This is a genomic window from Microbacterium lacus (assembly GCF_044794305.1).
In the GTDB taxonomy this organism is placed as follows: domain Bacteria; phylum Actinomycetota; class Actinomycetes; order Actinomycetales; family Microbacteriaceae; genus Microbacterium; species Microbacterium lacus_B.
In genome coordinates this window covers 2,187,257-2,198,249 of record NZ_CP084996.1, presented here as the reverse complement: position 1 = coordinate 2,198,249, position 10,993 = coordinate 2,187,257, and the positions used below count along the sequence as shown (strand labels likewise).

At 64.5% G+C, this 10,993-nt stretch carries 8 protein-coding genes; 4 read left to right on the top strand and 4 right to left on the bottom strand.

From position 1 onward, the window contains the following. Nucleotides 1-11 precede the first annotated feature (11 nt). The 3 genes from LG299_RS10445 to LG299_RS10435 form a co-directional block, all read right to left on the bottom strand. Nucleotides 12-1,562: an ABC transporter substrate-binding protein gene (locus tag LG299_RS10445; RefSeq protein WP_404429931.1), complete on the bottom strand. Its 1,551-nt coding sequence runs from the start codon at nucleotides 1,560-1,562 to the stop codon at nucleotides 12-14. Nucleotides 1,563-2,279: 717 nt separating this feature from the next. Then, a complete protein-coding gene (locus LG299_RS10440; protein WP_404429929.1) occupies nucleotides 2,280-2,582 on the bottom strand; it encodes a hypothetical protein in 303 nt (100 codons plus the stop codon). A 357-nt stretch (nucleotides 2,583-2,939) separates the two neighbouring features. Continuing rightward, complete coding sequence (locus LG299_RS10435; protein WP_404429927.1) at nucleotides 2,940-3,179, bottom strand: hypothetical protein; 240 nt, start codon at nucleotides 3,177-3,179, stop codon at nucleotides 2,940-2,942. A 189-nt stretch (nucleotides 3,180-3,368) separates the two neighbouring features. On the opposite strand from LG299_RS10435, the gene LG299_RS10430 reads away from it, so the two are divergent. Then, nucleotides 3,369-4,157, top strand: coding sequence for a lysostaphin resistance A-like protein (locus tag LG299_RS10430; RefSeq protein ID WP_404429925.1), 789 nt, complete (start codon nucleotides 3,369-3,371; stop codon nucleotides 4,155-4,157). A 161-nt stretch (nucleotides 4,158-4,318) separates the two neighbouring features. Here LG299_RS10430 and LG299_RS10425 read toward each other — a convergent pair whose 3' ends face one another. After that, entirely contained in the window at nucleotides 4,319-5,386 is a 1,068-nt protein-coding gene (locus tag LG299_RS10425; protein WP_404429923.1) for a WxL protein peptidoglycan domain-containing protein, read from the bottom strand. Nucleotides 5,387-5,685: 299 nt separating this feature from the next. On the opposite strand from LG299_RS10425, the gene LG299_RS10420 reads away from it, so the two are divergent. Genes LG299_RS10420 through LG299_RS10410 form a run of 3 tightly spaced genes read left to right on the top strand, consistent with a single transcriptional unit; the run spans nucleotide 5,686 to nucleotide 10,992 of the window. Next, entirely contained in the window at nucleotides 5,686-7,974 is a 2,289-nt protein-coding gene (locus LG299_RS10420) for a PQQ-binding-like beta-propeller repeat protein (protein ID WP_404429921.1), read from the top strand. A 53-nt stretch (nucleotides 7,975-8,027) separates the two neighbouring features. Next, nucleotides 8,028-8,675 (top strand): hypothetical protein, encoded by a 648-nt coding sequence (locus LG299_RS10415; protein WP_404429919.1) that lies wholly within the window; start codon nucleotides 8,028-8,030, stop codon nucleotides 8,673-8,675. A 43-nt stretch (nucleotides 8,676-8,718) separates the two neighbouring features. Next, a complete protein-coding gene (locus tag LG299_RS10410; protein WP_404429917.1) occupies nucleotides 8,719-10,992 on the top strand; it encodes a hypothetical protein in 2,274 nt (757 codons plus the stop codon). Nucleotide 10,993 lies beyond the last annotated feature (1 nt).

The following is a 10,993-nucleotide window of genomic DNA, read 5'->3' as shown; positions in this document are numbered from 1 at the left end:
AGTCCCTACGCTCAGCCGACGCGTAGTTCGCGCAGGTCGATGGCGTCGATCGAATTACTGTCGCCGTAGCCGGAAATGCCGTCGCGTGCGATGTAGCTGGAGACGGAGGAGGCGATGTTCAGACTGACCGTGTCAGCACTGACGATCTCCTCGATCTCGTTATAGAGGCCGCAACGTGCTGGCTCGTCGGACTCCGCGAGCGCGGCGGTCAGCAGCTCGTCGACCTTCGGGTTGGTGTAGTTGCCGAAGTTCGAGCCGAGACCGATCGTGCGCGTCGCGTAGGTGCGATCCAGCATGGTCCCCGCGTCGGGGTAGAGCGTAAAGTCCGACAGGATCATGACGTCAGGTGTCGTTTCTACAGCTGCCAGTGAGGCCACGTAGGTCTCGTAGGTAATGGTCTGGAGCTCCACGTCAACGCCGATGTCCGCCAGGTTTGACTGGAGGAGCGTCGCTGCCGACACGAAGGCGTCATTCCATGTCTGGTACTGGACCACTATGGAGAGGTCCTCGACCCCGGCGTCTGAAAGCAGCGCGGCCGCGGCGTCGGCATCTTGTTCCGCGGGGGTCAAGTTGGCACGGCACGTGACATCCCACGGCAGGATCCCCGTGGCGAGCTCGGCGTTGCCGCCCATAGCCTGGATCTGACCCTCATAGTCGAACGCGTGGGCAATGGCCTGGCGCACGCGGACGTCAGCGAGCTCCGGACTCTGCGTATTCAGGAACGCGTACATTTGGCCGCTGTCGGCTTTGTCGATCACTGTGAACTCATCATCGGCCGCGAACGCAGCGGCACCGGTTGGATTCATGCTGAATAGATCCAGCTCCCCCGCAAGAAGCGCATTGCGGCCGGCGGTCTCGTCGCCCGTCGCCCGTAGCACGATCGTCTCGGGCCTGCCGTCCTCGGTGGCGTGGTAGTCGTCCCGGACGGCGAGAGTTACGTCTGCGCCCTGCCGGAAGTCGGTGAGCGTATAGGCGCCGGTGCCGGCTGCGTTAGTCGCCAGGTATGTCTGCCCGTTGTCGCCGCCCTCGTTCTCGATCATGATCGCCGAGTCAAGGATGAAGATACGGCTGAGGCCACCCAGAAAGATCGCGTTGGGCCGGTCTAGCGTGATGACGACGGTGTGATCGTCGATCGCCTCCGCCGAAACGTAGTCGGCGAGCAGAGATGCCACTCCCGTGCCTACCTGCTGCGTGCGGTCCAGTGTGTACAGCACATCCGCAGCGGTAAGCGGATTGCCACTGCTGAACGTGACGTCATCGCGCAAAGTGAAGGTGAGTTGAGTCGCGTCGGGCGAGGTCTCCCATGACTCGGCAAGCCGCGGCAGGAGAGCGCCGGCCGCGTCGTACGAGATGAGGGGGTCGTACAACGCGTTGCTTGGCCACAGGCTCTGCGATTGGTCCGCGAGGATCGGGTCGAGAGTGTCGATGCCACCAAACCCCACGACGACGACCGAAGAGTCGCTTTGGGGAGCGGCGGCGGTCGACGTACAAGACGCAGTCAGGGCAACGACCGCGAAGACGGCGGCGGCGGCGGCGAATCGGCGTGTGCGGGTGAGTTTCACTTCAGGCCTTTCTTTGGGATGAAGCAGCGGTTGGTATACAAACTGCCAAAAAGAGGAATCAGGCGGAAGTCCTACATGTTTCGGCTTTGTAACGAAAACAAGGGTTTCGGATGCTTGGATGTCTTTTGCCGGTTGGGCGAACCGAGTATCTGGTCTACCAGAATATATGTAAGAACTGTCACTCGACCCCAGTCGTCCACTGGCGGCTGCCAGGACAGGTCTCGAGAAATTGCGATCCAAGCGCTCTGCCGCAAGGAATCATCGCGTTGAAGTCCCCAGATGCCACCGCCTGCTCCGGCTCGGCCATCCAGGCGAGGAGCTCCTCGGCGGCGGCCTTGTGCTCGCTAGCCGCTTTGATCGAAAACCGGGTGCTGCGGAGTTTCGAATGCAAGACCCTCATTGCCCACTGACGCCCGAGAGTGGTCGCGGCGAACAACGTTCCCTCACTCGCCCAGTTCAGCCGCGCTACACGTCTGGGAGGTGCTCCGGCTTGACCGGCAACCCGTCCACAAACCGCTGGAGGTCTTTCACGGAGTACAGCGGCTTCGTTCCCGAGAAGTGCGGGGTGATATCCCCGAGCCGCACATGGTGCCGCAACCTCGACGGGCTGATCCCGACAGACGCGGCAGCGGACACATGGTCGAGCGCCACCACGGTGGGCGCCGTGACAGTTGAGTTCAGAACACTAGTCACTCACCGGTCGACCGACATTTGATGTCAACCCACCAGGCGCCCAGCATCCCGCGCCTTCTTGATCCAGTCCGAAGCGGTGCGCTCGGGCACGCTCAGCTCGAGAGAGATGAGCTTCACGGGCGGCAGATCCGAGAGTGCGGCGGTGCCGTAGAGGATCTCGATGACGTCCCACCGCTCGTCCTTCATCCCACGCTTCACGACCGCTGCGGCAAGCCACGGTGGCACGATGCGTCCCTCGCCGGTGGTGAGATCTGCGACGGTGACCCACTTCGCATCCGGAGCGTCTTCGAGACGCACCGCGATGCAGTGGGGGATCGCGGCTTGCATGATCGCTTGCGGCGCGGTGTGCCGGAGGCGATCCTCATCGAACTCGTCCGAGAGCGCCTTGTTGACGATGATCGTCGGGATGTACCGACCGCGCCGGGCGCTGTAGTGCGCATCGATCGCGACGTACCGCGGCCAACGAGAAACCCCCGGAATTCCGGGGGTGTCGCTGAGGGACTGACGGGAATCGAACCCGCGTGGCCTGCTTGGGAAGCCGGGGTTTCGGTTTCCTAGAGGGTTGAAGAACCCCGAAAATATGCGGTTTTATGGGGTGTGAGTGGGGCAGGTGTACACATTGGTGTACACAGAGCGATTCAGCTTCGTGCGGGCCAACGCCGCAGGCCACTCCGCGCGCACCATTCAGCGAGATCGCCCCCGTGCGGTCGTGATCGCGACGGGCCATCTCCTGCCGTCGTACTCGGCGGTCGAGAGCCTCGTCGCGAGGCGCCCGGTCAATTGCGCTTCCCACGAATAGTCGGTGCGGACGACTCGGTGGACGATGCCGCCGATGATCGCCATCGGTTCCGGCGCGGATCCGTCGACGTACACCGCGTCGACACCCTCGTCGACCCGCACTCGCGTGTCGGTGATGTTCCACAATCCGCCCTGCGCCGGCTGTAGGTGTCACAGGTATCCGGTCTGCGCCAACATCGCGTGCAACTGATTGACCGGCATCCGGACCTGCTCTGACTCTGCCGCCTGAACCGCTATGTTGATGATTCGAGTTCCTCGCCGAGCTGCGCAGCTATCGCGAATGCCGTCTCGCAATGTACTCCGCAGGACCTTCACATGACCGAGAGGCAACAGCGCATGCGCGTCACTCCACGCATCTGGATCGGCTTGGCGATCTACGTCGGATACGTCCTGGTCATCTACGTCGTCTCAAGACTCAGCGGAGTGGAATACACAGACATCGGGAAGTCCGCCGAGTTCACCTGGCGTGGAGCGGTCCTCGACCTCGCGGTTGGTGCGGTACTCCTCGCCGCCACCACATGGTTGTTGGGCTGGTGGAAGCCAGCGCTCTTCGAGCGGAAACGCTCGCATCACAAGTGGCCGATCTTCGTCCCCGCGATCATGCTCGTCGTTGCCATCCTGAACCTGTCCAACACCGACTGGTCAAAGTTCGATGCATCCTTCATCTTGTCCCTTCTCGCGCTCGGGGTCGCCGTCGGGTTCTGCGAAGAACTGCTGTCACGGGGACTCCTGTTGACAGCGTTCCGCTCACGCCTGTCAGAGGTCTGGGTGTGGCTTCTCACCTCCCTTCTCTTCGGTGCCATGCACTTGATCAATGCGGCACTTGGCGCCCCACTCGCAAGTACGCTCGGACAAGTGGTCATCGCCGCGATGTCGGGCACGTGCTTCTACATCGTGCGACGGGTGACGGGCTCGCTCATCTGGGCAATGGCGCTACACGGCATCTGGGATGTATCCGCGTTCTCGGTCGGCTTCGCCCCTCTCGGCCTTGCCTGGGCCACTTTCCTCACGCCCGTCATCGGCGTTCTCGCTGTCGCTGTCGTTCACTGGGTCATCAAGGGCACCGACGAGAAACCGATCGGATTGACGGCCGCCACGCGCTGATGATCTCGATGCGGCGCATCCATGGGAGATTGGTCGTGCAGGTCAGGGTTCCCAGCGGGAAAAACGTCGCTGAGTGAGCTTGGTGTCATGGCCGTATAGCCATCGGTCGCGTGTACCACCGTGAGCGCCCCACGAGGGTCGGCGTCACGAACCCCGGCTTCTCAGTCGTTCTCGCCAGCTGAGAGGCGGCCCTCCTCGCGCGCCCGGGCAACGAGAATCTCGATGCGACGAGTACTGCGCTTTCCCCGCCATACAAGCGCCACGGTGATCAGGGCGAAGCCGGCGACGATGAGCAACTGGGGCCACGGGATAGCCCACAGCGTGACGGTTCGGATCACCGGCTCAAGGGGCTGCACCTCCCCATTGGGCAGCACGATCGAGCGCTCCACGGTGACCGGGACGGTCACCATGCCAACGGGCCACACCTGCGGTATCCGGATCTGGTGCGAACGTCGATCGCCCGGAAGGAGTTCAGTGTCGCCATCGCCATCGCCATCGCCATCGCCATCGACGAGATGACCGTTCTCGGCAGTCGCCTCTGCGACTATTCGGACGTTTCCCGTGTTCTCCAGGGTGTAGGACAGTTGTACCGTTCCGGGATCCAGGGGATTCCAGTCCGTGAAGTACGTGCCGGATGCCGTAACTCCGAGCTGCGGCGTCAGCTCCCCGGCGACGCGCACCATTACTCGGAAGCCGACGCGACTCTCCACCGCCACGGTTGCGCCGTCCGCGCTGCCCTCAGTAAGAACTGACGCGGCGATGCCAGCGGCGTGGTCTCCGGGTGTTGCGTCGGCGGGAACCTCGATCTGGAAAGCCACCACGGCCGTTCCTCCCGCTGGGACGGTGACCGTCGGCGCCACGGTCAACCAGGTGCCCGCATCCACCGACTCCTCCGAAGACGGAAGGATGTTGAAACGGCCCGAAGGAGTGAAATACCCGTCAGCGCCCGTGACCGAGAATGTGACGTCCTGTTTGCCGAGGTTCCGCACGGCGAGGTGCTCGGTGGCGGCCTGCCCGGGTTCGAGCTCGAGTTCGATCCATGAGCGACCGTCCGGACCAGCCTCATCCGCGGGGCGCACCGCCCAGCTGACGGTGTCGGATTGGTCGTCCGCCGGCATGAGGTTCATCTCATTGGCGGCTGCGGCCGAGGCTGTCGGAATCGCGGCGACCAACCCTATGGCGAGCATCGCTGCCCAAAACCCTCTGGTGCCCGCTGCTAGTTGGATCATGGCGTCATCACCTTTCGAGAGCGATCGTAGGCCGCAGATTTGGAGTGCGCACCTGCCGCAGGGCTTCTCCCCTGATCGGCGCCGGAATCGTCAGTGTTCAGATTTGTTCATTCTCATGCCATTTCGTTGCGACACGTCTCGGCGTGACATTCACTAGCGGTCATCATCTTCGCGCTCAAGGAGCGAGCGCAGGACGAGCGGCCCGACCAGCGTGGAGCGGTGCCGAAACACCCCGATGGCGCCTGTCGAATCAGTCGCCTCGAGACAACGATGCCCGTGTCAAAAGCGGAGGAGTTCTCATGCAACTAACGCAGCTCGCTCGAAGGTCCGTCCTGCAGGTCGGCGGATTCATCGCCGTCGCCGCCGTGCTGAGTGGCGGCGCGTCCGCGACCGCGGCGCCGACTGCGGCTCCCGCAGCCGTAGCCGGCTCAACGCAGATCGATGATCTCGGTCCCGCCGTCGTCCAGTTCTCGTTGATGAGTTCGGTGACGATCGGCGACACCGTGTACGTGGGATCACGCAACGTTGAACCGGCGCGAATCGTCGCGGTCGACCTTCCGAGCGGTGAGGTGACCGCGGTCACGTATCTCGAGACGGGCCACTCTCTGCAGGCCATGGCAGTCGACCCCACTGGCCGGTACGTCTACGCGGGCGTGCTCCAGAATGCCGCTGGGACTCAGCCCAACCTCTACCGCTGGGACGTCACGACGCCCGACGAGCCCGCCGTCGCTGTCGGCCGGATCGAGAATCGCAATGTGCGTGCGATCACCGTTGCGCCCGACGGCCACGTGTTCGCGGTCGGAGATGGGGGCCCGACGCCACCGCCACTGTGGGAGTACGATCCCGCGACCGGCCAGGTGAGCAACCTCGGTGCCCCCGACCCGGCGGCGACCGGCGCCCGGGCGGTGGCGGCCACCGAGACCACGGTCTTCTACGGCGGTGGAACGCTCTTCGGCGGCGGCGCCGCACGTGCTGGCCTGTACGCCTACGATCGCGCGACCGGCGTCTCCACCAACATCACACCCGCCGAGATGCAGAACGATCCGAGCATCCGCGAACTGGCCGTCTTCGACGACAGGCTCCTGGTGGGATCCGCTGCGTCCACCGAGGAGTCGAAGGTGGCCGCGATGAGTCTCGCCGACCACACCAGCTACTCGATCGCGACATCGATCGGCAAGACCGCAAAGAAGTTCGCGATGATCGGCGACACCGTCTACTTCGCCAACGAAGCCGGCATGATGTCGTACTCACCCACGTCGGGTGCGATCGGGCAGGTCTCGTTCGACGGGCCTTCCCTCGGCGAGATCTGGGGAGTCTCCAGCGCGCGCGACAAACTCGTCGTCACCTCCGCGTTCGGCTTCGTGGCCGAAATCGATCCCGTGGCGGGAACCTCCACCGTCACCGACCTCGTCACTGCCGGCGCACCGGCCTCACCACAGGCGGCCATGGGACTGGCGGCGGGACTCGGCTCGGTATATGTCGGTGGGACCGGCGCCATCGCGCACCACAACCTCGCCGACGGATCCGTCGATTATCTGCGTGCACCGGGAGAGGCCAAGGACGCCATCTCCGTGAACGGCATGCTCATCACCGGCCAATACAGCTCGCAGGGCATCTGGAGATACGACCCCAGCGACGGGCTCCCGCTGCGCCAAGTCGCCGACTTCGCCGGCGAGCAGAACCGGCCGCAAGACGTGCACTGGGACGACGTGAACAAGCTTGCGCTCGTCGGCGTGCAGTCCGACACCGTCGGGGGCGGTTCCCTGTGGACGTATGACCCCGACACCGGCGAATCGAACATGTTCGTCAACCCGATCGACGCCCAGCAGTACGTCCGAGCCGTCGCCACTCATGACGGAGCTGCCTATCTTGGCGGCGGACTCCAGAACACGGACGGTCCCGGCACCGTCGTCGCACTCGACCCCGTAAATGGCCAAGAGCTCTGGCGGATCGCGCCGATGCCCGGAGCCGGAATCTCCGCGCTCGCGGTGCAAGGCGATCACCTGTACGGACTGACCCGCAAGGGCGGACTCTTCGTCGTCGACCTCGTGCAGCGCACCGTCCTGCACACTGCGGACGTCAGCTCATTCAGCACCGGGTTCGCAGCCCTCGTGACCAACCGCGGCGTCGTCTACGGAGCATCCGAAAAGAACGTGTTCCGGTTCCACCCGACGACGTTCGCCGCCACCGACGTGGTGCGGGACATCAACGGAGCGTGGTACAGCGGTGCACACATCACCAACGACGAACTCGGCAACCTCTACACCCTGCAGGGGCGCAACCTGGTGCGGATCGACGATCAACCGATCGCCGTAGACATCGTGGCGGAAGCTCGGTGCCTGGGGTCGAAAGCGCACCTCGTCGTAAAGGCGAAGAACGACGAGCCCCAACCGATCTCGCTGACGATCACCACCCCCTACGGCGAAAAGGTGTTCGCGTCGGTAGCTCCCGGAAAGAACGCCATGGCGACCTTCAACACCCGAGCAGCGGACGTGGCTTCCGGCGCGGTCACCGTTCAGGCCACGGCCGCGACAGACGGGATGGAGACCTCCAACCCGGCGGTCTTCAACGCGGTCACGTGCGGCTGACCACCCACCGTCCGAACCGCGAATCCGAAACATCCACGAGAGGAAACATCGCAATGAAAACTCCGAAGCACGACTCAGCTCGTCTGCGAGTTGCACTGGCCGCGCTCGGCGCGCTTATTCTCACCGCCGCCGGCACTGCGGCCGCGACCGCAGCGGATCCGGTCGGCGACGACAGTGATGTCGACGTCACCGTCTCGATCACCGAACTCACTGAGCCGGGAGTGCTCGCGATGACCATCGCCGGCACCGCCGCAACCCTGACCGAGAGCGAGTCCGGCGACCCGCTCATTCGGCAGTTCACCGGCCAGCTGCCGACCGTCACGGTGACCGATACCCGCACCGCGGAGGAGATTCCCGCAGCCGCCGCCTGGTACGTGCTCGGCACTGCAAGCGACTTCACCGGGGACGCCGGGCAATCGCCGATCGACGCCGGACACCTCGGTTGGGCACCTCGCCTCATCGACGGCGGCGACTCTGGCCTCGTCACCGAAGGTCCTGAGGTGGCGACAGTTATCGACGATGATGCGGCACCGAACAACGTCGGTCTCGTCGACAAGGAGCTTCTCGCCGGCGCGTGGAACTCGAGCGAGATCGCCACGGAGGGATCGTGGACGGCGACAGCCGACCTGTTCCTTCGAACCGACACCACGGTCTCCGCAGGTGACTACACGTCCACGCTGACACTGTCGCTGTTCGAATAGCCGCACGACCACCACGGACGACCGGGACGAAGCGACTACTTCAATGACGAACCACCTCACTCGACGGCAAATGCTCATCGGCACCGCGTGCACTGTCGCGATCGCGATCGCGCTGCCACCCGGCGGTGCGGCGCTGGCGCAGAGCGCCAACACACTCGCACTCGGCGATGTGCGCGTCCGCGACCTCGGGCCGGGTGTGGTGCAGTTCCCGCTGATGAGCAGTCTCGTCGTTGGGAACACGCTCTACATCGGGTTGCGCAACCTGCAGCCTGCGCGGGTGATCGGCTTCGATCTGACAACGCGCACAGTGACCAGCCGCACCGACCTCACCTCCGGCTACGCGATCCAGGCGATGGCGGCGTCACCGGACGGGAGGGCGCTGTACATCGGCACACTCCGTACCGACGACGACACGGGTGCGAGCGTGCACCGGTGGGATCTCACCACGCCGTCCACACCCGCGGTGCCGCTCGCATCCACCGGTGATCGCGACATCCGAGACCTTGCGGTCGCGCCCGACGGCAAGATCTACGTCGCGGGTGGCGGCGAGCCCACGAACCCGCCGTCGCTGTGGGAGGTCGACCCCGCGACCGGGGCCGTCACGAACTGGGGAATCCCAGATGCGGGGGCCACGATCGCCCAGGCCGTCGCGGCGACCGCATCGACGGTGTACTTCGGCACCGGGTCGGTCCTCGCAGGCGGCGCTGGGAGCTTGGCGAAGCTGTTCGCCTTCGACCGCACCACCCGCACGTTCATCGACATCCTGCCGTCTGAGTTCTCGGCAGCTGTCTCGGTCACCTCACTCTCCGTATTGGACGATCTGCTCGGCGTCGGACTCAAGGGACCCGGCAAGTCCGTCCTTATCAACCTCACGACTCCGACGACATACGAGACCATTCCGCAGACCGGGGTGAAGCTTCGCCGCCGCGGCGATGACATCTACTACATCAAGGTCCCGAGCGTGATGGCCTACTCGCGAGTCACGAAGAAGATCACCAACCTTCAGACGCGCAACCTCGACACCCTCTGGGGACTCGACCTCGTCGGTGATCGCCTTGTTGGAGCATCCGCTTACGGGTTCGTCGCCGAGGTCGATCCGGCGACCAAGACCAGCTCGCTGACTGAGCTGCTCGACGTCGGTGCTCCCGCCGACCCGCAGAGCGTGATGGGCATTGCTGCGGGTGCGGGTTCGGTCTATGTCGGCGGTACGGGTGCGATGAGCCGGCTCGACCTGGCCACCGGTCTCAAGACTCATCTGCGCATGCCGGGCGAGGCAAAGGACGGCGTCATCGTGGGCGGTGTCCTATACACCGGACAGTACAACTCGCAGGGCATTTGGCGGTACGACCCTGCGTCGGGTCAGCCGCCTGCACAGGTCGTTGCCCCCACTACGGGTCAGAACCGGCCACTTGATGTGTGCTGGGACGCGGTGAACGGACTGGTCCTGCTTGGGGCGCAGAACGACACCGGCGGTGGAGGCTCGTTCACCACCTATCACCCTGCGAGCGGGGCGAGCACGACCACGGTGAATCCGATCGACTCTCGGCAGATGGTGCGAGCCGTGGCGACGGCAGACGGCATCGCCTACCTGGGTGGCGACAACATCTATGTGGATGGGCCCCGGAGCACGATCGTCGCGTGGGACCCGATTGCGCGCGCTGAACTGTGGCGTATCGATCCGGGCCTCCCCGCAGGAATCGCCGCACTCGCGACGGATGGTCGCCACCTGTTCGGACTCGGGAGGCGGGCGGGCGGACTGGTTGTCATCGACCTCCAGAGCAGAACCGTCGTCCGTGTTGTCGACGTGAGCGGGGTCGCCACCGACTTCGGAGCGCTCAACTATTTCGACGGAACGGTCTACGGCGTGTCTGACACCACGCTGTTCCGGGTCGACACCGCCAGCCAGCAACTGTCCACGGTCGTCGCCGACATCGACGGCGGCTGGTACAGCGGACCGCACCTCGACATCGACGAGGACGGTGTGATCTACACAATGCGAGGGCTGAACCTCGTAGCCGTCGAGGACGGCGCCCGAACCGGAGCCATCGCCATCGATGTCATCGCTGAGCCCCGTTACATGGGTTCGACGGTGTATCTGTCTGTGAGGGTGACGAACCGTGGAAATGGCGCGGTCTCGCTGAAAGTGAAGACAGCCTTCGGAGACAAGGAGTTCGCCGTCGTCGCCTCGGGTAAGAGTGGCGTCGCGAGCTTCAACACCCGCGCTTCATCTATCCCCGCAGGGATGATCTCTGTCGAAGTGACGCGTGCCGCAGACGGGGCGAGCATGGCCCGCACCGCGACATACAGCGCGACCTGAG

Coding starts and splice junctions, on each gene's coding strand:
- LG299_RS10440 (WP_404429929.1), bottom strand. CDS start 2,582: ATGCAAGCCGCGATCCCCCACTGCATCGCGGTGCGTCTCGAAGACGCT.
- LG299_RS10410 (WP_404429917.1), top strand. CDS start 8,719: ATGACGAACCACCTCACTCGACGGCAAATGCTCATCGGCACCGCGTGC.
- LG299_RS10415 (WP_404429919.1), top strand. CDS start 8,028: ATGAAAACTCCGAAGCACGACTCAGCTCGTCTGCGAGTTGCACTGGCC.
- LG299_RS10430 (WP_404429925.1), top strand. CDS start 3,369: ATGACCGAGAGGCAACAGCGCATGCGCGTCACTCCACGCATCTGGATC.
- LG299_RS10420 (WP_404429921.1), top strand. CDS start 5,686: ATGCAACTAACGCAGCTCGCTCGAAGGTCCGTCCTGCAGGTCGGCGGA.
- LG299_RS10425 (WP_404429923.1), bottom strand. CDS start 5,386: ATGATCCAACTAGCAGCGGGCACCAGAGGGTTTTGGGCAGCGATGCTC.